Source organism: Croceibacterium mercuriale (assembly GCF_000802385.1).
Classification (GTDB): domain Bacteria; phylum Pseudomonadota; class Alphaproteobacteria; order Sphingomonadales; family Sphingomonadaceae; genus Croceibacterium; species Croceibacterium mercuriale.
Genome location: NZ_JTDN01000001.1, coordinates 1,085,055 through 1,109,500 on the forward strand (window position 1 = coordinate 1,085,055; position 24,446 = coordinate 1,109,500).

Sequence of the window (24,446 nt, forward strand, 5' to 3'; positions counted from 1 at the left end):
TTCCCCCATCCGCATCAGTCCGGCTTGCGCGCAACCCCCACCATTGCCGGCCGGAGCAGGCGATCGCGGATCATGTAACCCGCCTGCATTTCCTGCACCACGGTGCCCGGCTCGGCATCGTTGCTGGGGATTTCCAGCATGGCCTGATGCATGTTGGGGTCCAGCGGCAGGCCCATGGCGGCCACCCGGGTGATCCCGTGCTGGGTGAAGACCTTGTCCAGTTCGCGCAAGGTCGCTTCGATCCCGGCAACCAGCCCCTTGAACTTCTCGTCGCTACGCAGATCGGCCGGCACTGCGTCGATCGCGCGCGTCAGGTTGTCGCCCACCGACAGGACGTCGCGCGCAAAGCCGGTGGCAGCATAGGCGCGTGCATCGGCCATGTCCTTCTCCAGCCGGCGCCGGACGTTCTGTGTCTCCGCTCGCGCATACAGCACGTCCTGCTTCGCCACCGCGAGTTCCTCGCGAAGCGCAGCCAGTTCATTCGAGCCGGCTTCGGCCTGCTCGCCAGCTTCGGTCTGGTCCAGCTCGGCAGCCTGATCCTGCATGTCATCCATGTTGTTCATCGTATTCCCGTCAACCTATCCGTCTGCCCAGAGAGCGGGCGGTAAAATCCACCATGGGCACAACCCTGGCGTAATTCAACCGGGTGGGCCCGATCACGCCCAGCACGCCGACAACCCTGCCTTCTCTGTCGCGATAGGGTGCGGCGATCACGCTGGAACCTGACAGGGCGAACAGCCGGTTCTCGCTGCCGATGAAGATACGCGTCGATTTCGCCTCGCGTGCGCTGTCCAGCAGGTCGGCGACGGACTGCTTGCTTTCCAGGTCGTCGATCAGCGAACGGACCCGCTCGATGTCACCCAGCGCCGTCTCGTCCAGCAGGTTCGCCTGTCCTCGCACGATCAGCACGGGCCTGCGCGCGGCATCCTGGCTCCAGACGGCCAGGCCGCGCCCCACCAGATCGGCCGCCGCGCTGTCGAGCGCGGACCGGCCGGACGCAATCTCTGCCTCCATCGCCCGGACGGCTTCCGGCAGCGTGCGACCGGCCAGACGCGCCGAAATATAGTTCGATGCCTGCTGCAGGGCACTGGCGGACACGCTGTCATCCAGCTCGACGATACGGTTCTCCACCGTGCCGTCCATCCCGACGAGCACGGCCAGCGCGCGCGCCGCATCCAGCCCGATCAGGCTCATCTGCGCCAGTCGGGGATTCCGCCGCGGGACGAGCACCATGCCGGCGGCACCCGAGATGTCCGACAGGATGGCACTGGTCGCCTCCAGCGCTGCCTCCACCGGACCGGGGCCGGCGAGGCGCTGCTCGATCGCGGCCCGCTCCTCCCGCGTGGGTTCGGCCACCTGCATCATGCCGTCCACGAACAGGCGCAGCCCCTGCTCCGTCGGCATTCGCCCGGCGCTGGTATGCGGCGCAGAAAGGAGGCCCAGCCGCTCCAGTTCCGCCAGGACGGACCGGATAGAGGCCGGTGACAGGTTGATGCCCTGCCCCTGCGCGATCGTCTTCGACCCGACCGGCACCCCATCGCTGAGGTAGCCTTCTACGACCAGCCGGAAGATGTCCCGGGCACGGTCGGTCAGTTCGGATATCGGGGGCTGGGCCATGACAGCGCCCGATCTACGCGCTAGGGCGATGGCCGGAAAGACATTCATACGTAAATTAAGGATCCATCATGCGACCATCTGGCCGCGCGCCCGACGAGATGCGCGTCATCACCATCGAAACCGGTTTCACCAAGCATGCCGAGGGATCGTGCCTGATCGGCTTCGGCGACACGCGGGTACTGGTCACGGCCAGCGTGGAAGAGCGCGTGCCTCCCTTCCTGCGCGGCAAGGGCCAAGGCTGGGTGACGGCCGAATATTCCATGCTGCCCCGCGCCACGCATACCCGCAGCAGCCGTGAAGCTGCTAAAGGCAAGCAGAGCGGCCGCACTCAGGAAATTCAGCGACTTATCGGCCGATCCTTGCGTGCGGTGGTGGATATGCAGAAGCTGGGCGAGCGGCAGATCACGCTGGATTGCGATGTGATCCAGGCCGATGGCGGCACCCGGACCGCCAGCATTTCCGGCGCATGGGTCGCCCTGCGCATCGCCGTCGACAAGCTGATGGCTTCCGGCGCACTGGCGACCGATCCGATCATGTCCAAGGTCGCGGCGGTCAGCTGCGGTATCCACGGCGGCACGCCGGTGCTGGACCTCGACTATATCGAGGATAGCGCCGCCGATGCCGATGCCAACTTCGTATTGCTGGAAGGCGGCAAGATCGCCGAGGTGCAGGCAACGGCCGAAGGCGCCTGCTATGACGAGGAAGCGCTGCTGCGCCTGCTGCGCCTGTCGCGTATGGGCTGTGACCGGATCTTCGCGGCGCAGGAACAGGCAGTTCGCGGGTGACACGTCGTCTCGGCCCCGGCAAGCTGGTCATCGCCACGCACAATGCGGGCAAGCTAAAGGAAATCAGCGCCTTGCTGGCGCCCTTTGGCACAGAATGCATCAGTGCCGGGGCGCTTGGCCTGCCTGAACCGGAGGAGACCGGTACCACCTTCACGGCCAATGCCCTGATCAAGGCCCATGCGGCCGCACAAGCATCCGGCCTGCCCGCCCTTGCGGACGATAGCGGTCTGTCCGTTGCCGCGCTGGACGGTCGGCCGGGCGTCTACACGGCAGACTGGGCCGAACGGCAGTGGTTCGAAGGGGCACCGGGCCGGGACTGGTTCATGGCGATGGGCAAGGTCGAGGGCATGCTGGTAGCCCTCGGCCCCGACACTCCACGCGATGCCTGGTTCACCAGCGTCCTGGCGCTTGCCTGGCCGGACGGCGAGCAGGCCGTCTACGAAGGGCGGGTCGACGGTACGCTGGCATGGCCGCCGCGGGGCGCAATGGGTTTCGGCTACGATCCTGCCTTCGTGCCTGCGGGCGAGACCCGTACCTTCGCCGAACTGCATCCTGCCGAGAAGCAGGCGATCAGCCACCGCGCCGCCGCCTTCGCCAAGCTGGTGGCGGAACAGTTCGGCGGCTAGTCCGGAATGGCCCGCGCGCTCTATATCCACTGGCCGTTCTGCCTGAAGAAGTGCCCGTATTGCGACTTCAACTCGCATGTCAGGACCGGCATGGACGAGGCCGAATGGCGGACCGCCCTGCTGGCGGACATGCGGCACGAGGCGCAGATCGGCGGTGGCGAGCCCCTGCAATCGATCTTCTTCGGCGGCGGTACGCCATCGCTGATGCCCCCGACGCTGGTGGCGGCGTTGCTGACGGAAGCCGAACGCTTGTGGGGTTTTGCGCCCGATGTAGAGATCACGCTGGAGGCCAACCCGTCCTCTGTCGAAGCCGACCGGTTCGCGGCCCTGGCCGCAGCGGGCGTGAACCGTGCCTCCCTGGGTCTGCAGGCGCTGGATGACGCCTCCTTGCGTTTTCTGGGCCGGTTGCACGGCGTGGACGAAGGTCTGGCTGCCTTGGAGGTAGCGCAAGCGCATTTCGGGCGGGTGAGCTTCGACCTGATCTACGCTCGTCCGGGCCACGATCCGGAGAGCTGGAGCCGGGAACTGCACCGTGCCCTGGCGCTCGGCACCGGGCACCTGTCATTGTACCAGCTGACGATCGAGGAAGGTACCCGGTTTGCCACCGATGTCCGACAGGGCGCATTCACTCCGCTGGACGACGATGCCGCGGGCGAACTGTTCGCGCTCACTCGCGAACTTACCACGGCCGTCGGTCTGCCCGCCTACGAGATCAGCAATCACGCGCGGTTGGGCGAACAGAGCCGGCACAATCTCACCTACTGGCGGTACCAAGACCACTGCGCCATCGGGCCCGGCGCGCATGGTCGCCGCATGGGACACGCGACCGAGCGTCACCGGAAGCCGGAGAACTGGCTGGCGGCCGTGGCGCGCAACGGCAGCGGCATTCAGCATGAGCGTACTCTGGCGCGGCCGGAACAGGCATCCGAAGCCCTGCTGATGGGGCTGCGCCTTGCGGAGGGGGTCGACCTGGCCAACCTCTCCGCCCGCTTCGGCATTGCATCCGAAGCTCTGGTCAACGGGCGCAAGCTCGCTTTTCATCAGGCGAACGGATTGCTGTGGCAGCAGGGTGATCGACTGGGGGTGACCGATGCCGGCATGCCGCTGCTCGACGCGCTGCTGGGCGAAGTGGTGGCCGACAGCCTGGTCACCGCATGAGCCGCGGCGACCTTCTCGAAGCGTGGCACAATCACCTGCTGCACCAGCGGCGCCTGTCGCCGCATACCGTGCGGGCATACGGCGCCACGGCGGCGCGATTGCTGGACATGACAGGCGCCGCCGAGTGGCGCGCGGTGGCTGCCCTCGACGTTCATGCCTTGCGTGATCAGCTCGCCCACCGCCGGGCACAGGGCATCGGCAATGTTTCCGCCGCCCGCGAGCTGTCGGCGCTGCGCGCTTTCCTGGCCTTTGCCAAGGCGCAGGCTGGCGACAACGACACCGCCCTGCCCCGGTTGCGCGGGCCGCGGATCAAGCGGGGGCTACCCCGCCCGATCACACCCGATGATGCGGTGAACCTGGCTGAAGCCGTGGCGGAGGAGCCGGACGCGGCGTGGATCGGCGCACGTGACCGGGCGGTGCTGCTGCTGATGTATGGCGCAGGTCTGCGCATTGCAGAGGCGCTGTCGCTGACCTCTGCCGATGTGCCGCTGGCGGAAACCCTGCGCATCACCGGCAAGGGATCGAAGCAGCGCATCGTCCCGATCCTGCCGGCGGTGGCGGAAGCGGTTGCCGCCTATGTGGCCCTGTGCCCATGGGTCGTGGGTTCCGGAGACCAGTTGTTCCGTGGCGCAAAGGGCGGGCCGCTGAGCCAGGGCATGGTGCAGAAGGCGGTTGCCCGCGCGCGCATCCTGCTGGATCTGCCCGCCAGCGCCACGCCACACGCGCTGCGGCACAGCTTCGCAACCCATCTGCTGGGCAATGGCGCAGATCTGCGTTCCCTGCAGGAGCTGCTGGGTCATGCGAGCCTTGGCTCCACGCAGATTTACACGCAGGTCGATGCGGCCACGCTGCTGGACACGTACCGCAACGCGCATCCCCGCGCCTAATCGCGCTCCGCCCGCGGCTTCCAGGTCAGCACGCGGTAGAGGTAGATCGCTACCCCAAGCGCAACTGATCCCACGATCACCCAGGTCATTGCGCCTTCGTACTGCTCGATGATCGGCGCCAGATAGCGCCCGCCCAGAATCAGGATCGCGTTCCACACGGCGGAACCAGCAAAGGTGAAGATCAGGAATTTGCCGACCGGCATCTGCATCAGGCCCGCCGGCAAGGAGATCATGGTGCGCAGGACCGGGGAGAAGCGCAGGCAGAACACGACCCAGTGGCCATGCCGGCGGAAGAACCGGCTGGCATGCTCGATATCCTCCCACTCCAGCGTCAGCCAGCGGCCCCAGCGGCTGACCACCGGCTCCAGCCGGTTGTAGCCGAACCGGTGCCCGATCCAGAACCAGACATAATTGCCAACCGTCGTGCCCAGCGTGCCCACGACCAGCAACGGCCAGAAGTCCATCGCGCCGCGCGCCACCAGGATACCGCCCAGCCCCATGATCAGTTCGGACGGTATCGGCGGGATGATGTTCTCAAGCGCCATCAGCAACGCGATGCCGATATAACCCCCGCGATCGACGATCTCGATGATCCACTGGTCCATGTCGGCAGCAACTGCCGACATGGGGAAAAGGTGCCGCTCAGCCCGCCTGCATCGCGCTGGTTCGCGCCTCGATCGCGTCCCAGATGCGCGCGCCTGTGTCGGTGCCGTTGAACCGGTCGATGGCGACGATGCCCGTCGGGCTGGTGACGTTGATCTCCGTCAGCCACTTCCCGCCGATCACGTCGATGCCGACGAAGACTAGGCCGCGGCGCTTCAGTTCGGCGCCCATCGCCGCGCAGATCTCTTCCTCCCGCTGCGTCAGCCCGGCCGCTTCGGCGTACCCGCCCTGCGCCAGGTTGGAACGGAACTCGCCCTCGCCCGGCTTGCGATTGATTGCGCCGGCGAACTCGCCATCCACCAGCACGATGCGCTTGTCGCCATCCGCCACTTCGGGAAGGAACGGCTGCACCATGAACGGCTCCGGCCACATCAGCCCGAACAGGTCCGTCAGCGCCGAGAGGTTGGTACCGTCTTCCTCAACCCGGAAGATCGCCTTGCCGCCATTGCCGTGCAACGGCTTCACCACCACCGCACCGTGGCGCTGCTGGAAGGCGCGCACATCGGCAATGTCGCGCGCCACCAGTGTTGGCGGCATGAAGCGGGCATAGTCCAGCACCCACATCTTCTCGGGCGCGTTGATCACCTCGCGCGGGTCGTTCACCACCAGCGTCGTGCCGCGCAAGCGGTCGAGCAGCAGCGCCGCGCTGATGTAGCCGAGGTCGAAGGGCGGATCCTGCCGCATCAGCACGACATCGATATCCGTGGCGAGGTCGATCTTCTCCAGCTCGCCCAGATCCTCAATGTGGTCGCCCGCCACTGACCGCACCTTCACCGCACGACCCCAGGCCGAGATCCGGCCGTCTTCCCACGACAGCGTACGCACGTCGTAATGCCACAGCCGATGCCCGCGGGCCTGCGCGGCCAGCATCAGGGCAAAAGTGGAATCACCAGCGATATTGATTGTGTCGAGCGGGTCCATCTGGACCGCGACGCGCAGGCTCATTGTGCAAATTTCCCTATGGCTGCCAGGCATTGGTGATGTGGTCGGGCGGGCAGCCGGGTGCAAGCAGGATCACGTCGATCCGCATGTCCTCGCCATCCGCGGCATATTCGTGCCCCACCATCGCCGCCGCCGCAGCCACCCGGCGCAGGCGGTATTCGTCGATGGCAAAGGGGAGCTCCGCCGCCTGCCCGCGCCATTTCACCTCGATGAAGGCGACGAGGCCCGGCTGGCGGGCGACGATGTCGATCTCGCCGGCCTTGGTCTTGCGCCGACGGTCCAGGATGGTCCAGCCCTGCCCGGCCAGCCATTCCTCCGCCTCCCGTTCCGCCGCACGGCCACGTGCTTCCGCCTGCTGCCGCTTCATCAGCTGCGCAGTTCCAGCGCGCGGGCATACAGCGTGCGGCGATCCTGTCCGGTCAGGCGTGCCGCTTCGCCTGCGGCATGCGACGGCTTGTGGCTGGCCAGCAACTCGATCAGCAGCGCATCCACGTCCAGCTCCTGCCCGGTCTGCTCCACCGGTGGCCCGACCAGCAGCACGATCTCGCCCCGTGGCGGATGGGCCTGGTAATGCGCGATCAGTTCCTGCGGGGTGCCCGTGCGGCATTCCTCATGCAGCTTGGTCAGTTCCCGCCCGACCGCGACTTCCCGGCCGGACAGATGTTCGGCGATGGCCAGCAGGCTGCGTTCCAGCCTTGGGGCGGTTTCGAAGAAGATCAGCGTGGTGCGCACGGGCGCGAGTTCGTGCAGCACCTCGCCCCGCGCCTTGTCCTTCACCGGCAGGAAGCCGGCAAACAGGAAGCGGTCGCTGGGCAGGCCGGACAGGGCCAGCGCGGTCACCGGCGCGCTGGCGCCAGGAATGACGGTGACCGGCACACCGGCGCCCCGCGCATCACGCACCAGCCGGAACCCGGGGTCCGACACCAGCGGCATGCCCGCATCGCTGACCAGAGCGACGGCGCGGGTTGCCATCGCGTCCAGCAGCCGCGCACGATCCTCCGCAGAGGCGTGATCGTCGTACCGCCACAGGGGACGCGTGATCTGCAAATGCCGCAGCAGCTTCGCCGTGACCCGCGTATCCTCGCAGGCGATCGCGTCGCAGGCGGCCAGCACCCGTGCAGCGCGCACGGTGATGTCGCCGAGATTGCCAATCGGGGTCGCGACTATATACAGGCCGGGAGACAGGGTCTGGGGATCATCGGCGTCGCTCACGCAGGCGCTTGTGGCCCCATGACCGCCCGAGCACAAGATCGACAGGGAGCGGCGCGACTAAATGCTGGCACTCATCAGGCGCGGCCTCGCCGCGCTTCTCCTTACGCTGTTCCTCGCTGCCTGCCAGGTGATCCCGGATGCAGGGCGAGGTCCGGTCACGACCGCGCCCCCTCCGGAACCCGAAGGGCCGAGCGAGGGCGTGCTGCCGACGGATGATGCGCGCCATCGCGTCGCCATCTTGGTCCCGCTGTCGGGCGACAACGCCACGGTCGGCCGCGCCATTGCCAATGCCGCCACGATGGCGCTGATCGATACCAACGCCCAAGGGCTGCGGATCACGTCCTACGACACCGCCGAAGGTGCGGCCGCAGCCGCGGCACGGGCGCTGGACGATGGCAATCGCGTGATCCTCGGACCCCTGCTGGCAGCGGACGTGGCGCCCGTGGCCGCTGCGGCGCGGCCTGCCGGCGTGCCGCTGATCACCTTTTCCAATGACAGTGCCGTTGCCGCTGCGGACGTGTTCGTGATGGGTCATGTGCCCGAGCAGTCGGTCGCGCGCACCGTCGGCCATGCCATGCAGCAGGGCACCCGCCGCTTTGCCGCACTGGTGCCACGGGGCGAGTATGGCGATCGCACGGCGGCCGCCTTGGCACGTTCCGTGTCGGATGGCAGCGGAACGCTGGTGGCCAGCGAACGCTATGATCGCGGCAACACATCCATCGTCAGTGCCGCGGGACGGCTGCGGGCTGCTGGCGGCTTCGATGCCGTGCTGATCGCCGACGGGGCACGCCTGTCGGCGCTGGCCGCCGGTGCGCTGGTGCGCGGCGAGGTGCGGCCGAACCTGCTCGGCACCGAACTCTGGAGCGGGGAAAGCGCGATCGCCAATGCCTCCGCCATGAACGGTGCCTGGTTCTCCGCGGTGTCCGACGAGCGGTTCCGCCAGTTCGTCACCTCCTACCGCTCCCGGTTCGGCGATGCCCCGCCGCGGATCGCCACGCTGGGCTATGATGCGGTGCTGCTGGCGCTGCGCGTTGCGCGCGACTGGCGTCATGGCACCGCCTTTCCGGTCGCGGCCCTGCGCGCGCCGGACGGCTTCTTGGGGCTGGACGGTCCGTTCCGCTTCGGCGCCGACGGGGTGGGCGAGCGGGCGATGGAGGTGCGGCAGGTCGGCGACGGTACCATCACCGTGATCGACGCAGCCCCGGCCCGGTTCTGACCTTGCCTGGTTCTGACAGGATAAGCAGCGGCGCGGGCTTGCCACAACCGTCTGCGCGGCCTCTATAGCCCCGATGTCCGACGACCTGTTCGATGCGTTGCCGCAGGGCGGCGGTGATTACGATTCCTCCGCGATCGAGGTGCTGGAGGGGCTCGAGCCGGTTCGCCGCCGGCCCGGCATGTATATCGGCGGCACCGACGATCGCGCCCTGCACCACCTCGCGGCCGAGGTGCTCGACAATTCCATGGACGAGGCGGTCGCCGGCCATGCCAACCGCATCGAGATGGAGCTGGAAGAAGGGCCCGAAGGCAGCGCCGGGCGCCTGTCCGTGTCCGACAATGGCCGCGGCATTCCGGTCGACGAGCACCCCAAGTTTCCCGGCAAGTCCACGCTGGAGGTGATCCTCACCACCCTCCATTCCGGCGGCAAGTTCTCCGGCAAGGCTTACGCCACCAGCGGCGGGCTGCATGGCGTCGGCGTCAGCGTGGTCAATGCGCTGTCCAGCCACACCCGCGTGGAGGTGGCCCGCAACCGGGAACTGTTCGCGCAGGATTTTTCCGCCGGGCACCCGCAGGGGCCGCTGCAGCGCGTCGGCGCGGCCCCTAATCGCCGCGGCACCACGGTCACCTTCGTGCCCGACATCGCCATCTTCGGCGACCGCAAGTTCCGCCCGTCGCGCCTGTTCAAGCTCGCCCGGTCCAAGGCCTATCTTTATGCCGGGGTGGAGATCCGCTGGAAGTGCGCGCCTGCCCTGGCCGGGGACGGCGTGCCGGAAGAGGCGGTGTTCCAGTTTCCCGGCGGCCTTGCCGATCACCTGGCCGAACAGGTGGGTGGGCGCGAATGCGTCACGGCAGAGTTCTTCGCCGGACGGCAGGACTTCCCTGACGATCAGGGCCGCGTCGAGTGGGCAGTCGCCTGGCCACTATGGTCGGACGGCTCCACCAGCTGGTACTGCAACACGGTGCCGACGCCCGATGGCGGCACGCACGAGCAGGGTCTGCGCGCCGCGCTGACCCGCGGCATCCGCGCCTTCGGCGAGCTGACCGGACAGAAGAAGGCCAAGGACATCGCACCCGAGGATGTGGTGACGGGGGCGGAGATCATGCTGTCCGTCTTCATCCGCGATCCCCAGTTTCAGAGCCAGACCAAGGATCGCCTGACCAGCCCTGATGCTGCGCGCTTGGTGGAAAACGCCGTCCGCGATCATTTCGATCACTTCCTGTCCAACAACATGGAACGTGGGCGCGCACTGCTGGGCGCAGTGATGGAGCGGATGGACGAGCGCCTGCGCCGCAAGGCGGAGCGGGAGATCAAGCGCAAGACCGCGACCAATGCCAAGAAGCTGCGCTTGCCTGGCAAGCTGACCGACTGTTCGGGCGATGGCAGCGGCGAGACGGAGCTGTTCATCGTCGAAGGTGACAGCGCCGGCGGCAGCGCCAAGCAGGCACGCGACCGCAAGACGCAGGCCATCCTGCCGATCCGCGGCAAGATCCTGAACGTCGCTTCCGCCAGTGCCGACAAGATCCGCGCCAACAGCGAGATTGCCGACCTGACGCTGGCGCTGGGTTGCGGCACCCGCAAGGATTGCGACGCGACGCAACTGCGTTACGACCGCATCGTCATCATGACCGATGCCGATGTCGACGGCGCGCATATCGCCACGCTGCTGATGACTTTCTTCTTCCAGGAAATGCCGGATCTGGTGCGCAGCGGGCACCTCTATCTCGCGCAGCCGCCGCTCTATCGCCTGGTTGCCGGCAAGGAGAGCCGCTACGCCGCGGACGAGGAACACCGGGCGGAGCTTGAGCGGACCCTGTTCAAGGGCAAGAAGGTCGAAGTCAGCCGCTTCAAGGGTCTGGGCGAAATGAACCCTAACCAGCTGCGCGAAACCACGATGGACCCGCGCACCCGCAGCCTGATCCGCATCACGCTGCCCGAACAGCACGAGCAGCGGCATGCGGTGAAGGAGCTGGTCGACCAGCTGATGGGCCGCAATCCCGAACACCGTTTCAACTTCATCCAGAACCGCGCAGGCGAGCTGGACCGCGATCTGATCGACGCCTGATCCTGCAGGGTAGGGCCTTGCCCTTGCCTTCGGCTTAAACCCTGCTACAGGCCCCGCTTCACTTCGGAGCCGTGCCCGCAAGGCACGACCGATTGGCCCCGCATCTCGGTGAAGCGGCGGCCGCGCATGGCAGCTTACGGCCATGTGGTGCGATGCCGGGTTGGATGGCAGGCAACGGGCCTGTCCAGCAGATTGAGAAGGAACGACATCATGTCGAAGCGCCATAGCGCCAAGCACAAGCTCGACCGCCGCATGGGCGAGAACATCTGGGGCCGGCCGAACAGCCCGGTCAACAAGCGGTCCTATGGCCCGGGCCAGCATGGCCAGCGCCGCAAGGGCAAGATGAGCGATTACGGCCTGCAGCTGCGCGCCAAGCAGAAGCTGAAGGGTTATTACGGCGACGTCACGGAAAAGCAGTTCCGCAAGACGTATGACGAAGCTGCCCGGATCAAGGGCGACACCGGCCAGAACCTGATCGGCCTGCTGGAACAGCGCCTGGACATGATCGTCTACCGCGCCAAGTTCGCGCCGACCATCTGGTCCGCACGCCAGATCGTCAGCCACGGCCACATTCGCGTCGACGGCGTGAAGTGCAACATCGCCAGCCGCCGCGTGAAGGTTGGCGAAGTCATCAGCCTGGGCAGCAAGGCCAAGGAAATGGCTCTGGTGATCGAGGCGCAGAGCCTGCCGGAGCGTGACATTCCCGACTACGTCGCCCCGGACGGCACCGACAAGGTGACCTTCGTGCGCGTGCCGAAGTTGGACGAGGTGCCCTACCCCGTCACCATGGAGCCGAACCTGGTCGTCGAGTTCTACTCGCGCTGATCGGTTCGCAGCATTGTACAGAAAAGGGCGGCCCCGCGGGGCCGCCCTTTTTGCATGTGCACAAGGTGAGGGCGGCGGATCAGCCGCGCGTCTGGTCCCATGTCGCAAGCTCGTAGGCGATCGAGCCTTCGACAAGCACCTCCCACATCGCCGCAATGGTATCGGCGGGCAGATCGCAGCGATCCGCCTCCGCGACGGCGCCGGCGATCACCTCCACCTTGCGCCGCTCGTCCCGCACCGCATCGCGGGTCGGCTTGATCCGGGCAGCCGCACGCATGTAGCCGAACCGGTGATCCAGCATGGCGATCAGCTCGCGGTCGAGTGCGTCGACACCGGCGCGAACCTGCGCCATCGTGGTACAATCTTGCGGGGCGGGAGCAGGATCTATCATGCGCCAGCTCTGCCGTTCCGCCCCGTGATTGTCGAGCGTCTCTGCCATTCATCGTTTGTTACGTGAAGAGAGGTAGCCGACGGGAACGAGGGGTGAACAGGATTGTTCATGGCAAGTCCCATGATCCTTTATCGTTTTATCACCCGCCATCGTACCGGCAAGTGGTACGCAGACCTCCGCACGGCACAGTTGCGCGCAAATGCCATCGGTGCCGGGTTCCTGGATCCGGCGGGCCACTTCGTCCCTTATCGCGGCACCGTGCTGGAAATGCGCAAGGCCGGTGCGGAGAACAGTGGCCTCGGCTGAACGCCCGGCCGCGACGTCACTTCCGCAGGTAATCCCGCCGGAAATCTGCCGCGAAGCCGGCAAACTGCCGTGCCCCGATCGCATCGCGCATCGCCTGCATCAACTGCTGGTAGAAAGCCAGGTTGTGCTCCGTCAGCAGCATGGCCCCCAGGATCTCGCCGGAGCGGTGCAGGTGGTGCAGGTAGGCGCGGCTGTAATGGGTGCAGGTGTCGCAACTGCAGCGCGGATCCAGCGGGCCGGTATCCTCGGCATGCACGGCATTGCGCATGTTCAGCGGCCCGGTCCACGTAAAGGCCTGCCCATTGCGGCCCGAGCGCGTCGGCAGCACGCAGTCGAACATGTCCACCCCGCGTTCCACCGCGCCCACCAGATCGTCCGGCTTGCCGACCCCCATCAGGTAGCGGGGTGCGTCCTGCGGGAGCTGCTCCGGCGCGAAATCCAGCGTCGCGAACATGGCCTCCTGCCCCTCGCCCACGGCCAGTCCGCCGATGGCGTAGCCGTCGAACCCGATCTCGCGCAGCGCCTCGGCCGACCGGGCGCGCAGCCTTTCGTCCAGCGCACCCTGCTGGATACCGAACAGGGCGGCACCTGCCGCGTGCTCACCGCCTGAATCGAAAGCCTCGCGGCTGCGCCGGGCCCAGCGCATAGACAGCGCCATGGACTCCTCGATCTCGGCCAGCGGACGATCGGCGCGCGGGCATTCGTCGAAGCACATCACGATGTCGGAACCCAGCAGGCGCTGAATCTCCATCGAGCGTTCCGGACTGATCAGGTGCCTGGAGCCGTCCAGGTGACTGCGGAAGGTGACGCCCTCCTCCGTCAGCTTGCGCAGGGCCGCCAGACTCATCACCTGGTAGCCGCCGCTATCCGTCAGGATCGGGCGGTCCCAGTGCATGAACCGGTGCAGCCCGCCTAGGCGTGCCACGCGCTCCGCCCCGGGGCGCAGCATCAGATGGTAGGTGTTGCCCAGGATGATGTCGGCGCCGATCGCGCGCACGCTTTCGGGTTTCATCGCCTTTACCGTGGCGGCGGTGCCCACCGGCATGAAGGCGGGTGTGCGGATCTCGCCGCGGCGCATGGTGATCGTGCCCGTGCGGGCGCGGCCGTCCGTGGCATGGACGTTGAAGGCAAAGCGGGTCATGCGTATCAGAAACCGTAAACGAGGGTGAAGCGCGTCTGCGTGTCGGTCTTCACCGCATTGGCAGGCGGCCGGCTATTGTAGTCGACCGTATAGCTGAGACGCGTGGTGAAGCCGTCGCGGATCTTTGCTTCCAGCCCGGTGACCAGCAGCAGGCTGGTATTGTTGCCGTCCGTGATCAGCTGCGCCCGGCCGCCTGTCTCCGTCACGTAATCCGTGTCCTGTGTCAGCGTCAGGCCTTCGATGATCTGCCAGTTGAAATCCACACCGGCCAGGGCGCCCAGATTGGTATCGGTCGTGCCGTCGATCGCTTCCGTGCGGCGATAGGCGGGGCCGAGCTGCACCGACAGCCTGGGCTGGCCCTGCAACACCTCGTATCCCAGCCCGCCCGAAATGGAATACCGGGCGTCAAAGCCGGAGAAGCGGTCCTTCTCGAATTGCGCCAGCCCGTAGGTGAACAGGCGCGGGCTGATGACATAGCGTGGCTCGTAACTGGCCAGGTACTGTTCGCGCGACGTGCGGCCGCGGCTGCGCTGGTAATCTGCGGAGCCGCGCAGCAGGTGCGTCCAGTCGATCCCCGTCCGGCGCAGTTCGAGCGACGCGGAGACCCCGACATCGTTGCTGTTGCCGGAAGACTGGAAGGCGCCGATCTGCCCCCGCCCGGACCAGTTCTCGAGGATGCCGGAGTTGCGCAGCTCCTCAACCCGCACGGTACTGCGGGCCTGCGCCAGCTGCTGTTGCCGTGTGCGGAACCCCGCCTGCAGCGCGTTGATCTCCTCCACATCATCCGGGTTGGTCTCCCGCGCCAGCTCGACCACGGTCCTGACCTTGGCGGCATCGCCGGTGGCCATCGCGGCATCGATCATCGCGCGCACTGGCGCGGCTAGCTGGGCCTTCGCCGGGCTGGGCAACAGGACGAGCGACGGGAGGAGAAGAAACGTGATGCGCTGCAGCATGCCTGTCCTGCTAGCGTGTCAGTCGCGCAACCGCCAGCCGGTGCGGAAGATCACCGCAATGGCGGTGACGCACACGACCAGGAACGCCAGCGTCGCGCCCAGCGACAGGGCGATGGGAAAGTCCGATGTGCCGGTGAAGGTCCAGCGCAGGCCGTTCACCAGATAGACGATCGGGTTCACCATCGCCACCGTACGCCAAGGTTCGCCCAGCATGTCGAGCGAGTAGAACGTACCGCCCAGGAAGGTGAGCGGCGTGAGGATGAGCAGCGGCACGACCTGCAGCTTCTCGAACCCGTCCGCCCAGATGCCCAGGATGAAGCCGAACAGCGAAAACGCGGCGGAGATCAGGAGGACATACAGCAGCGCGAAGAACGGATGTGCGATAGAATAGTCCACGAACAGGGTCGCGGTCAGCAGGATGATGGACGCCAGGATCAGCGACTTGGCGGCGGCCGCCCCCACGAAGCCGATCAGCGTTTCCGCCACGCCCACCGGGGCGGACAGCAGTTCGTAGATCGCACCGGTGAAGCGCGGCATGTAGATGCCGAAGCTGGCATTGCTGGTGGATTCCGACAGCAGCGTCAGCATCAGCAGGCCGGGCACGATGAATGCGCCGTAAGACACCCCGTCGATCGACTGGATCGACCCGCCGATGGCCGAGCCGAAGACGATGAAGTACAGCGAGGTCGTCAGCACTGGGGCGAGGATCGAACCGAACGCTGTGCGGAAGGCGCGCATCAGCTCGTTCTTGAAGATGGCATAGGCGCCACGCAGGTTGACGTTCATGCCACCACTCCCTCGATTTCGGTATGATGCTCCTCGTTACGTTCGACCAAGTTGACGAAGATGTCCTCCAGACTCGACTGCCGCGTCTCCAGACCGTTGAAGCCAATATTTTGCCGCGTCAGGCGCTGCGCCAGTTCGGCGACCTGCGCCCGCCCCTGTCCCTGCCCGTCGCCACCCCGATAGACCAGCGTGCGGCCATCGTCCTCCAGCGTCAGCGGAAGATCGGTGAGACCCGCGGGTATCTCGCCCATTGCCTGTGCCAGGGCGAAGCGCGCCTCCATCCGCCCGAGCTTGGCCATCATCGATGTCTTGTCGTCCACCAGCAGTATCCGCCCCTGGTCGATCACGCCGACCCGGTCCGCCATCTCCTCCGCTTCCTCGATGTAGTGCGTCGTCAGGATGATGGTGGTGCCGCGGGCCCGCAGCGCGTCGATCTGGCGCCACATGTCCCGGCGCAGCTCCACGTCGACGCCGGCAGTCGGCTCGTCGAGGAACAGCAGGTCGGGATCGTGGGCCAGCGCCTTGGCGATCAGGACGCGCCGCTTCATGCCGCCCGAAAGCTCGCGAATGCGGGAGTCGCGCTTGTCCCACAGGCTGAGCGAACGCAGCACGTCCTCGATCCGGCGCTCGTCCGCCGGCAGGCCGAACATGCCGCGCGAGTAACGGACTGACCGGATCACGGTGTCGAACATGTCGAAGCTGAGTTCCTGCGGCACCAGCCCGATGCGGCGGCGCAGCCGGCGCCAGTGGCGCTGCAGATCTTCCCCGAACGCAAAAATCTCGCCGCCGCTGGGCCGAACCAGCCCGCAGACGGCGCCGATCAGCGTAGTCTTGCCCGCACCATTGGGACCGAGCAGCGCGAAGATCTCCCCCGGCTGGATGGTCAGGTCCACCCCGGCCAGCGCGGTGGTGCCGCGCTTGTAGGTCTTGGTGAGATTGCGGATGTCGAGAATCGGTTCTGGCACGGGTGGGAGATTGGGCGTGGGCAGGTTTATTGCAACCGCGAAAACATGCCGGCGGGTTTACACCAAACGGCCTGAAAGTGCGTACCCTCAGCCCCCCATTCTGTCTCCGGGGAAACACTGCGCAAGGGTGTGAACTTCCGCCGGCCATCGTCGCTCGCCGTCCGGGAGGCCCGCGATCGGGCTGATGGCGGGCTGAAGATCATGGACCATCGTATAACGGCCCTGTCCCATGTAGGACAGCGGCGACCGTTGCGAGTGCTTGCCCTGCCGCGCGGACACTCTATTGGCCCGGAAAACTGCGGAAAACCTGCCATCATGCCCGTCGACACTGCCGCCCCTGCTTCATCTGTCCTGCCGCTGCCCATCCGGCAGCGGGCGGTGCTGTCCGTGGTGATCCCGACCTTCAACGAACGCGACAATGTGGGCCGCATGGTCGAGGTGCTGGATGCGGCGCTGGCCGGCATTCCGTTCGAGATGGTGTTCGTGGACGATGACAGCCGGGACGGGACACGCGAAAGACTGTGTGAACTTTCGGCCGCCGACCCGCGCGTACGCATGGTGCACCGGATCGGCCGGCGGGGCCTGTCCACCGCCGTCGTGGAAGGCATCCTGTCCACCACCGCCCCGTTCATCGCCGTGATCGATGCCGACCTGCAGCATGACGAACGCGTGCTGCCGCAGATGCTGGCAATCCTCCAGACGGGAGACGCCGACGTGGTGGTGGGATCGCGCTACACCGAAGGCGGCGGCGTGGGCGACTGGGATGCCGGCCGCGTGCGGGTGAGCGCCGTGGCGACAAGGCTGGCGCGGATGGTCGCGCGGGTGAAGCTGACCGATCCGATGAGCGGCTTCTTCGCCCTGACCCGCGAGGCGTTCGACAGCGCGGTGCGCGACCTGTCGGGCCAGGGCTACAAGATCCTGCTGGACATTTGCGCCAGCAGCGCCGCCCCGCTGCGCATGGCTGAGGTGCCATACCAGTTCCGCGCGCGGGAGGCGGGCGACAGCAAGCTCGACGCGATGATTGTGTGGGAATATCTGCTCCTGCTGGTCGACAAGCTGATCGGCCATATCGTGCCGGCCCGCTTCGTGTCCTTCATGGCCATCGGCGGGGTCGGCGTGTTCGTCCACATGGCGGTGCTGGGTTCCTTCGTCGCGCTGGGGCAGCCGGCCTTCATCTGGGCCCAGTCCATCGCCACCGGCATCGCGATGGTGTTCAACTTCTTCATCAACAACCTGCTGACCTACCGCGACCGCCGGCTGAAGGGTTTTGTGCCCGTGACGCGCGGATTGCTGAGCTTCGTGGCGGTGTGCTCCGTCGGGGCAATCGCCAATGTCGGCATCGCGGAGGTGCTGTTCGCCGGCTATCGCTATGCCTGGTGGCTGGCCGGGCTGGCGGGCATCGTGGTGGGCGCGTTCTGGAATTATGCCGCGACGGCGCTGTTCACGTGGAAGGCGAAGTAGGAGATTGAAGCGCGTTTGGAATGGCCGCTTTTGGGTGGTTTGCGGACTGGCGGCTTTTGGGTGGCTACGTGCAAAAGCGGTCAGTCGCGATCGCGGATTACAAACGATCAGATGAGCTCATGTAAGGGCAGCACTGGCATGTCAGCCGTGCTGGAAGCGAGTAGGATTTCAGATTTCGCGCTGATGTACCGCAATTCAAGATGGCCGCGGTTCGGTCCGTTCTCAATCACTCTCGAACCGTCAAGGACGCAGAACAGACCAAATGCGGTGATTCTAGCAGCATCGGCGACCACGTATTCTACGTTTGCGCGTTCATCGGCTGAAAGCCCATTGAACCAAGCAGCACGCCGCTTCCTTTCCTCTGACAGGTTCCTGCCTGAGGGCTTGGCAATCTGGGAGATGGTGTCACTGGCAGCTGCTTCGACCACCAACTCGCGCACGAGTTCAACGAATGCGGCTTGGTCCAGAGGGCAGGTAATCTCTCTTGTGCGCCTGAACGCGCGGCAGCAATCGGCAACGATAGCGCGAACCGTCTATGTCGGGAATGGGGCGAGAGCGGACCTTCAGGGCAACAGCAGCGAGCTGTCGCCATACGAGTAGAACCGATATCCCTCTGCGATGGCATGGGCATAGGTCTGCTGCATCCGGTCCAGTCCCATCAGCGCCGAGACCAGCATGAACAGGGTCGAGCGCGGCAGGTGGAAGTTGGTCATCAGCCCGTCGATCGCGCGGAAGGTGTAGCCTGGCGTGATGAAGATCGCCGTATCGCCCGCGAACGGCCGGATAATACGATCCTCGCCAGTGGCGCTTTCCAGCAGCCGCAGGACGGTGGTGCCGACCGCGATCACCCTGCCCCCGTTCGCACGCACCGCGTTCAGCCGGTCCGCCGTGTCCGGCTCGATCCGGCCCCATTCGGCGTGCATGGCGTGGTCGGCGGTGTCGTCGGCCTTCACCGGCAGGAACGTGCCGGCGCCGACATGCAGTGTCAGCGTCTCGCGCCCGATGCCCGCATGTTCGAGCGCAGCCAGCAGATCGGGCGTGAAATGCAGCGCGGCGGTGGGGGCGGCAACGGCGCCGTCCTCGACTGCAAACATGGTCTGGTAATCGCTGCGGTCCGCTTCATCCGTCGGCCGCTTGCCGGCGATGTAGGGGGGCAGCGGCATGCGGCCAGCGCGTTCCAGCAGCACCTCGACCGGCTCTTCGCCAGCAAAGGCCAAGGTCCAGCTGCCGTCAGGGTGGCGCTGCTCGGCGGCTGCGGCGACATCGGCCGGGAAGGCGATAGTGTCCCCCTCCCGCAGGCGCTTGCCGTTGCGGATGAAGGCCTGCCAGCGCCGCAGGTCGATTCGTTTGTGCAGCGTGGCGCCGATCCGGGCTTCACCCCGCGTGCCCTCGAGCTGGGCGGGGATCACGCGCGTGTCGTTGAACACCAGCACGTCGCCTGCGCGCAGGGCCGATGGCAGGTCGCGCACGACACGATCCTGGAACCCGGCCTGCCCGGGTACCACCAGCATGCGCGCGGCATCCCGCGGGCGTGCGGGGCGCAGCGCGATCAGTTCTGGCGGCAGCGCGAAATCGAACAGGTCGACGCGCATGGGATCAGTTGCTGGTGGAGTTGCTGAGTTCGTCCGCAGACAGATCGGCGGCCGCCACGGGCGCTGCCGGCGGCAGCTTAGGCGGCTTGTTGTCGGCGGCGATGGAGGCCTGCACGATGAAGGTCGGGTTCTGCGGCGGCTCGCCCCGCTGGATCGCATCCACCGCATCCATGCCGGAGATCACGCGGCCGAAATTGGTGTAGTTCCGGTCCAGCGAGAAGCGCGGGTAGAACACGATGAAGAACTGGCTGTTGGCGCTGTCCTCCGCCTGGGCGCGGGCCATGGCCACGGTGCCGCGCACATGCGGGAACTGGTTGAACTCCGCCGGCAGGTTCGGCAGCTCAGACCCGCCCGTGCCGGTGCCGGTGGGATCGCCGGTCTGGGCCATGAAGCCTTCGATCACACGGTGGAAGATGATGTTGTCGTAGAACCCGCGCCGGGCCAGCGTCTTGACCCGCTCTACATGGGCAGGCGCCCATTCTGGCATCAGCCGGATTGCCACGCGCCGCCCGTTCGACAGGTCGAGGAGCAGGATATTTTCCAAGTCCTGCGTGGCGTCGAAGTTGACCACCATCGGCATGGCGGTGGCGGCTTGCGTGGCAGCCGCTTCACCAGCGGGTGCGGCCTGCGCCGGTACGGCGGGTGCATCCTGCGGCGCGCCAGCCGGCGGGCCGGCAGGCACGTCCTGCGGCGGACCAGCGGGCGCGTCCTGCGCCGGGGCGGCAGTTGCCAACACGGCAAGCGGCAGGGAAAGCGCCAGGGCGAGAATGCGGTTCGTCATCGGTTCCATACACGCTGGGATGAGGGAAGCGCCGGCCCTTAGGGCCAGGCGGCTGTCGGTGCAATGAATGTCAGTCGCTGCCGCGGCGGCCGATGCGGTCCACCCGTGCAGTGACCAGGTCGCGCACGGGTGCGCTGACGAAGCGGGAGATGTCGCCGCCGAACAGGGCGATCTCCTTCACCAGCTTGGAGGCGATCGGCTGCAACGACACGTCCGCCATCAGGAACACCGTCTCGATCCGGCTGTTCAGCTGCTGGTTCATGCCGGCCATCTGGTATTCGTATTCGAAGTCCGCCACCGCGCGCAGGCCGCGCACGATCAGGTCGGCCCGGCAGGTTTCGGCGAAGTGCATCAGCAGCGCATCGAACCCGCGCACCTCCACATTGTCGAGGCCGAGCCGCACGACTTCGTCCCGGACCATGGCCATGCGCTCCTCCGGCGTGAACATGGGGTTCTTGCTGGGATTGGTGGTGACGCCCACCACCAGCCGGTCGACCAGCTTGGCCCCACGCCGGATGATGTCCGAATGACCCAGCGTCAGCGGATCGAAGGTGCCGGGATACAGGCCGATGCGCGACACCGTCAGTGGTCCCGTTCCACCACGTAACGGGCCAGCGCGCGCAGCAGGTCCGCCTCCGGCCCGTGCTGCACCAGGTGGCCGATCGCCTGCTCGCTGAGGGCGCGGGCCTGCGCGCGGGCGGCTTCCGCGCCCATCAGGGAGACGAAGGTGGCCTTGCCGGCCTCCGCATCCTTGCGCAGCGCCTTGCCGGCGAGCGCCTCGTCACCTTCATGGTCCAGCAGGTCGTCGGCGATCTGGAAGGCGAGGCCGATATCGCGGGCATAGGCGCGCAGCAGGGTGCGGCCCTCTTCCGGCACATGGCCCAGGATGGCGCCCATCTCTACCGCGGCGCACAGCAGCGCGCCGGTCTTCAGCTGCTGCAGCCGGGTCACGGTGTGGAGGTCGAACCCGGCACCTTCCGCCGCGATATCCATCATCTGCCCGCCGGCCATGCCGTCATGCCCGCTGGCGGTGGCAAGGCAGCGGACGAGGTCGGCGCGGACGAACGGGTCGCCACTGGTGGCAGTATCGGACAGGATCTCGAACGCCAGCGCATGCAACGAATCGCCGGCGAGCACGGCGATTGCCTCGCCGAAGGCGGCATGGGTGCTGGGCTTGCCGTGACGCATGGCATCGTCGTCCATGCAGGGCAGATCGTCATGCACCAGCGAGTAGGCGTGGATTGCCTCGATCGCGCAGCCGGCTCGGATGGCGGCCTCCCGATCGACATTGTACATTTCCGCCACCGTGATCACCAGCATCGGGCGCACCCGCTTGCCGCCGCCGATCACCGCATGGCGCATTGCTTCGACCAGGCGGCTGCGCGCATCTTCGGGCACGGGCAGCAACGCGTCGAATGTCGCATCGACCTCCCCCTGGATGCGGGCAAGGCCGTGGGCGAGCAGATCGGTGTCGAGCAGGCTGGTCCCCATGGCGGGTGCCCTCATTCGCCGGGAAACGGAGCGGTGCCGGCAGCCCGTCCGTCCGGGCCGGCGACGATGCTTTCGATCCGGGCCTGTGCCTGGTCCAGCCGCGCCTGGCAGTGGCGGCGCAGCTCCTCCCCCCGTTCATACAGCGAGATCGATTCTTCCAGCGGCACGTCCCCGCCCTCCAGCCGGCGCACGACATCTTCCAGCGCGCGCAATGCGTCCTCGAAACTCAGTTCGGCAATCGGTGCGGTCTTGGCTTCTGTGGCATCCATCGTGTGCAAGCATTGACCCAGCGCCTTGGGGCGGTCAACCACTAGCGCGCAGACAGCAGCAAAGCTAAGGGCGCGCCCCATGTCCCAGATCACGCCAGATGTCGTCGAGGCCCACGGTCTCAGCCCCGAGGAATATCAGCGCGTCCTGCACGCGCTCGGCCGAGAGCCGAACCTGGTGGAGCTGGGCATCTTTTCCGTCATGTGGTCCGAACATTGCAGCTACAAGTCGAGCCGGCTGCACCTGAAGACCCTGCCGACCGAAGCGCCGTGGGTGATCTGCGGCCCGGGCGAGAATGCGGGCGTGATCGATATCGGCGACGGGCCCGACGGCACCAAGCTGGCCGCCATCTTCAAGATGGAGAGCCACAACCACCCCAGCTATATCGAGCCGTACCAGGGCGCGGCCACCGGCGTGGGCGGCATCCTGCGCGACGTGTTCACCATGGGTGCGCGGCCGGTGGCGAACATGAACGCGCTGCGGTTCGGCCGGCCGGACCATCCCAAGATGAAGCACCTGGTCAGGGGCGTGGTCGCCGGGATCGGCGGCTACGGCAATTGCGTGGGCGTGCCGACGGTGGGTGGCGAGACGAACTTCCACCCGGCCTATGACGGCAACATCCTGGTCAATGCCATGACCGTCGGCATCGCGGACCAGTCGCGCATCTTCTATTCCGCGGCCACCGGCCTCGGCAATCCGATCGTCTATGTCGGCAGCAAGACCGGGCGCGACGGTATCCATGGCGCCACCATGGCAAGCGCCGATTTTGGCGAGGACAGCGAGGCCAAGCGCCCCACTGTGCAGGTGGGCGATCCGTTCACGGAAAAGCTGCTGATCGAGGCGTGCCTGGAGCTGATGGCGACCGACGCCATCGTCGCCATCCAGGACATGGGCGCGGCCGGCCTCACCTCCTCCAGCGTGGAGATGGCGAGCAAGGGCAACGCCGGCATCCGGCTGAACATGAACATGGTGCCCTGTCGCGAAGAGGGCATGACCCCCTACGAGATGATGCTGAGCGAAAGCCAGGAGCGGATGCTGATGGTGCTGAAGCCCGGCAAGGAGCCGATGGCCGAGGCGATCTTCCGCAAGTGGGAACTGGATTTCGCGGTGATCGGTGAGGTGACCGACACCGGCCACATGGTGCTGGAATTCGACGGCGAGGTGGTGTGCGACATTCCGCTGGCCCCGCTGGCGGACGAGGCGCCGCTCTATGATCGGCCCTCTGCCGAACTGGTAAAGCCGGCGCCGCTGACCGACGCGCCCGACAGCGCCGATCCCGGCGCGGACCTGTTGAGGCTGATGGGTGGAGCGGATCTCGCCAGCCGCAAGTGGATCTGGGAGCAGTACGACAACCAGGTCGGGGCCGACACGATCGCCGGCCCGGGCGGCGATGCTGCGCTGGTGCGGGTGCATGGTACGCAGAAGGCGCTGGCGCTGACCACCGACTGCACGCCACGCTACTGCTTCGCGGACCCTTACGAGGGCGGCAAGCAGGCCGTGGCCGAAGCCTATCGCAACATCAGCGCCACCGGCGCCACGCCGCTGGCAATCACCAACTGCCTGAACTTCGCCAATCCGCAACGGCCGGAGATCATGGCGCAGCTGACCGGCTGCATCGCCGGCATGGGCCGTGCCTGCCGCGTGCTCGACTTCCCCGTGGTGAGCGGCAACGTGTCGCTCTACAACGAGAGCAAGGCGACCGGCGGCGGCAGCGCCATCCTGCCCACGCCGGCGATCGGCGGCGTCGGGCTGCTGCAGGACTACACCCGCCGCGCCAACATCGCCTTCAAGCAGGCGGGCGAGGCGATCTATCTGTTCGGGGCCGAGTTCTGGGCCACGCCCAACCCGGAGCGCGGCCATCTGGGCCAGTCGCTGTGGCTGCGCGAGCTGCACGGTCGCGAGGACGGCCCTCCCCCATTCGTCGACCTGACGGTGGAGAAGTACCAGGGCGAGTTCATCCGCGAACTGATCGCCGCCGGGCTGGTCAGCGCGGTACACGACGTCGCCGATGGCGGCCTCGCGGTTGCGCTGGCGGAGATGGCGCTGGCTGGCGGCATGGGCGCCGAAGTGTCGCAGCATCCGGCATACAGCGCGGCCGGCTGGTGGTTCGGCGAGGATCAGGGGCGGTACGTCGTGACCGTGCCGAACATGGATGCCTTCCAGCAGCAGATCGCCAAGGGTACGCGGGATGCCGACACCGCCAGCAGCGGGCTGATCCGCATCGGCACGACCGGCGGTGACAGCGTGCTCGGCGTGCCGCTCGCTGCGTTGCGCCAGGCGCATGAAGGCTTCTTCAAGGACTGGATGGAAGGCTAG

27 protein-coding genes are annotated in these 24,446 nt (G+C 66.8%); 10 read left to right on the top strand and 17 right to left on the bottom strand.

Features of this window, described 5'->3' with window-relative positions; translation table 11 throughout:
* Positions 1–14: 14 nt before the first annotated feature.
* Both PK98_RS04890 and hrcA read right to left on the bottom strand, forming a co-directional pair.
* Positions 15–563 (bottom strand): nucleotide exchange factor GrpE, encoded by a 549-nt coding sequence (locus tag PK98_RS04890; protein ID WP_039094706.1) that lies wholly within the window; start codon positions 561–563, stop codon positions 15–17.
* Between the two features lie 10 nt (positions 564–573).
* Positions 574–1,617 carry a heat-inducible transcriptional repressor HrcA gene (hrcA, locus tag PK98_RS04895; protein ID WP_039094707.1) on the bottom strand — a complete coding sequence of 348 codons (1,044 nt, stop codon included), beginning with the start codon at positions 1,615–1,617 and terminating at the stop codon, positions 574–576.
* A 68-nt stretch (positions 1,618–1,685) separates the two neighbouring features.
* On the opposite strand from hrcA, the gene rph reads away from it, so the two are divergent.
* Genes rph through PK98_RS04915 form a run of 4 tightly spaced genes read left to right on the top strand, consistent with a single transcriptional unit; the run spans position 1,686 to position 5,073 of the window.
* A complete protein-coding gene (gene rph, locus PK98_RS04900) occupies positions 1,686–2,402 on the top strand; it encodes a ribonuclease PH (RefSeq protein ID WP_039094708.1) in 717 nt (238 codons plus the stop codon).
* Positions 2,399–3,028, top strand: a complete 630-nt coding sequence (rdgB, locus tag PK98_RS04905; RefSeq protein ID WP_039094709.1) for an RdgB/HAM1 family non-canonical purine NTP pyrophosphatase — start codon at positions 2,399–2,401, stop codon at positions 3,026–3,028. Before rph ends, rdgB begins: the two co-directional genes overlap by 4 nt.
* Positions 3,029–3,034: 6 nt before the next feature.
* Positions 3,035–4,186: a radical SAM family heme chaperone HemW gene (hemW, locus tag PK98_RS04910; protein WP_039094710.1), complete on the top strand. Its 1,152-nt coding sequence runs from the start codon at positions 3,035–3,037 to the stop codon at positions 4,184–4,186.
* Complete coding sequence (locus PK98_RS04915; protein WP_039094711.1) at positions 4,183–5,073, top strand: tyrosine recombinase XerC; 891 nt, start codon at positions 4,183–4,185, stop codon at positions 5,071–5,073. The genes hemW and PK98_RS04915 overlap by 4 nt, the downstream gene beginning before the upstream one ends.
* On the opposite strand, the gene PK98_RS04920 is transcribed toward PK98_RS04915, so the two are convergent.
* Genes PK98_RS04920 through rsmI form a run of 4 tightly spaced genes read right to left on the bottom strand, consistent with a single transcriptional unit; the run spans position 5,070 to position 7,890 of the window.
* Entirely contained in the window at positions 5,070–5,678 is a 609-nt protein-coding gene (locus PK98_RS04920; protein ID WP_039094713.1) for a DedA family protein, read from the bottom strand. The genes PK98_RS04915 and PK98_RS04920 overlap by 4 nt on opposite strands.
* Positions 5,679–5,715: 37 nt before the next feature.
* A complete protein-coding gene (gene gshB / locus PK98_RS04925) occupies positions 5,716–6,681 on the bottom strand; it encodes a glutathione synthase (protein ID WP_039094716.1) in 966 nt (321 codons plus the stop codon).
* 13 nt (positions 6,682–6,694) lie between these two features.
* A complete protein-coding gene (locus PK98_RS04930) occupies positions 6,695–7,045 on the bottom strand; it encodes a YraN family protein (RefSeq protein WP_039094718.1) in 351 nt (116 codons plus the stop codon).
* Positions 7,045–7,890, bottom strand: a complete 846-nt coding sequence (gene rsmI / locus PK98_RS04935; protein ID WP_039094720.1) for a 16S rRNA (cytidine(1402)-2'-O)-methyltransferase — start codon at positions 7,888–7,890, stop codon at positions 7,045–7,047. The genes PK98_RS04930 and rsmI overlap by 1 nt, the downstream gene beginning before the upstream one ends.
* A 61-nt stretch (positions 7,891–7,951) precedes the next feature.
* Here rsmI and PK98_RS04940 point away from each other — a divergent pair, with 61 nt between their 5' ends.
* The 3 genes from PK98_RS04940 (at position 7,952) to rpsD (ending at position 11,996) form a co-directional block, all read left to right on the top strand.
* On the top strand, positions 7,952–9,106 hold the full coding sequence (locus PK98_RS04940) for a penicillin-binding protein activator (RefSeq protein ID WP_039094722.1): 1,155 nt from the start codon (positions 7,952–7,954) through the stop codon (positions 9,104–9,106).
* 73 nt (positions 9,107–9,179) lie between these two features.
* Positions 9,180–11,171 carry a DNA topoisomerase IV subunit B gene (gene parE, locus PK98_RS04945; RefSeq protein ID WP_039094725.1) on the top strand — a complete coding sequence of 664 codons (1,992 nt, stop codon included), beginning with the start codon at positions 9,180–9,182 and terminating at the stop codon, positions 11,169–11,171.
* A 210-nt stretch (positions 11,172–11,381) separates the two neighbouring features.
* Complete coding sequence (rpsD, locus tag PK98_RS04950; protein WP_039094727.1) at positions 11,382–11,996, top strand: 30S ribosomal protein S4; 615 nt, start codon at positions 11,382–11,384, stop codon at positions 11,994–11,996.
* A gap of 79 nt (positions 11,997–12,075) precedes the next feature.
* Here rpsD and PK98_RS04955 read toward each other — a convergent pair whose 3' ends face one another.
* The gene (locus PK98_RS04955; protein ID WP_039096260.1) at positions 12,076–12,387 is read right to left on the bottom strand and encodes a chorismate mutase; all 312 of its coding nucleotides are present in this window, start codon (positions 12,385–12,387) and stop codon (positions 12,076–12,078) included.
* 108 nt (positions 12,388–12,495) lie between these two features.
* Here PK98_RS04955 and PK98_RS04960 point away from each other — a divergent pair, with 108 nt between their 5' ends.
* Positions 12,496–12,693, top strand: a complete 198-nt coding sequence (locus PK98_RS04960) for a hypothetical protein (protein WP_235425401.1) — start codon at positions 12,496–12,498, stop codon at positions 12,691–12,693.
* A 16-nt stretch (positions 12,694–12,709) separates the two neighbouring features.
* Here PK98_RS04960 and tgt read toward each other — a convergent pair whose 3' ends face one another.
* Genes tgt through PK98_RS04980 form a run of 4 tightly spaced genes read right to left on the bottom strand, consistent with a single transcriptional unit; the run spans position 12,710 to position 16,538 of the window.
* The gene (tgt, locus tag PK98_RS04965; RefSeq protein WP_039094731.1) at positions 12,710–13,834 is read right to left on the bottom strand and encodes a tRNA guanosine(34) transglycosylase Tgt; all 1,125 of its coding nucleotides are present in this window, start codon (positions 13,832–13,834) and stop codon (positions 12,710–12,712) included.
* Positions 13,835–13,839: 5 nt separating this feature from the next.
* Entirely contained in the window at positions 13,840–14,787 is a 948-nt protein-coding gene (locus tag PK98_RS04970; RefSeq protein ID WP_039094733.1) for a DUF481 domain-containing protein, read from the bottom strand.
* Between the two features lie 18 nt (positions 14,788–14,805).
* Positions 14,806–15,573, bottom strand: a complete 768-nt coding sequence (locus PK98_RS04975) for an ABC transporter permease (RefSeq protein WP_039094735.1) — start codon at positions 15,571–15,573, stop codon at positions 14,806–14,808.
* Positions 15,570–16,538, bottom strand: coding sequence for an ABC transporter ATP-binding protein (locus PK98_RS04980; RefSeq protein WP_039094736.1), 969 nt, complete (start codon positions 16,536–16,538; stop codon positions 15,570–15,572). The genes PK98_RS04975 and PK98_RS04980 overlap by 4 nt, the downstream gene beginning before the upstream one ends.
* A 315-nt stretch (positions 16,539–16,853) precedes the next feature.
* Here PK98_RS04980 and PK98_RS04985 point away from each other — a divergent pair, with 315 nt between their 5' ends.
* Complete coding sequence (locus PK98_RS04985; protein ID WP_081996041.1) at positions 16,854–17,999, top strand: glycosyltransferase family 2 protein; 1,146 nt, start codon at positions 16,854–16,856, stop codon at positions 17,997–17,999.
* A 107-nt stretch (positions 18,000–18,106) separates the two neighbouring features.
* Here the strand turns inward: PK98_RS04985 and PK98_RS16665 are convergent, their stop codons facing one another.
* The 6 genes from PK98_RS16665 to PK98_RS05010 all read right to left on the bottom strand — a co-directional run bounded on the left by PK98_RS16665 (position 18,107) and on the right by PK98_RS05010 (position 22,132).
* The gene (locus PK98_RS16665) at positions 18,107–18,439 is read right to left on the bottom strand and encodes a hypothetical protein (protein WP_152608536.1); all 333 of its coding nucleotides are present in this window, start codon (positions 18,437–18,439) and stop codon (positions 18,107–18,109) included.
* 123 nt (positions 18,440–18,562) lie between these two features.
* Entirely contained in the window at positions 18,563–19,591 is a 1,029-nt protein-coding gene (queA, locus tag PK98_RS04990) for a tRNA preQ1(34) S-adenosylmethionine ribosyltransferase-isomerase QueA (protein WP_039094737.1), read from the bottom strand.
* A gap of 4 nt (positions 19,592–19,595) precedes the next feature.
* Complete coding sequence (locus PK98_RS04995) at positions 19,596–20,372, bottom strand: peptidylprolyl isomerase (protein WP_039096262.1); 777 nt, start codon at positions 20,370–20,372, stop codon at positions 19,596–19,598.
* Between the two features lie 70 nt (positions 20,373–20,442).
* Entirely contained in the window at positions 20,443–20,952 is a 510-nt protein-coding gene (gene coaD / locus PK98_RS05000; protein ID WP_039094739.1) for a pantetheine-phosphate adenylyltransferase, read from the bottom strand.
* Between the two features lie 2 nt (positions 20,953–20,954).
* Entirely contained in the window at positions 20,955–21,863 is a 909-nt protein-coding gene (locus tag PK98_RS05005) for a polyprenyl synthetase family protein (RefSeq protein ID WP_039094741.1), read from the bottom strand.
* Between the two features lie 11 nt (positions 21,864–21,874).
* The gene (locus PK98_RS05010; RefSeq protein WP_039094743.1) at positions 21,875–22,132 is read right to left on the bottom strand and encodes an exodeoxyribonuclease VII small subunit; all 258 of its coding nucleotides are present in this window, start codon (positions 22,130–22,132) and stop codon (positions 21,875–21,877) included.
* Positions 22,133–22,211: 79 nt separating this feature from the next.
* Here PK98_RS05010 and purL point away from each other — a divergent pair, with 79 nt between their 5' ends.
* The gene (gene purL / locus PK98_RS05015) at positions 22,212–24,446 is read left to right on the top strand and encodes a phosphoribosylformylglycinamidine synthase subunit PurL (RefSeq protein ID WP_039094745.1); all 2,235 of its coding nucleotides are present in this window, start codon (positions 22,212–22,214) and stop codon (positions 24,444–24,446) included.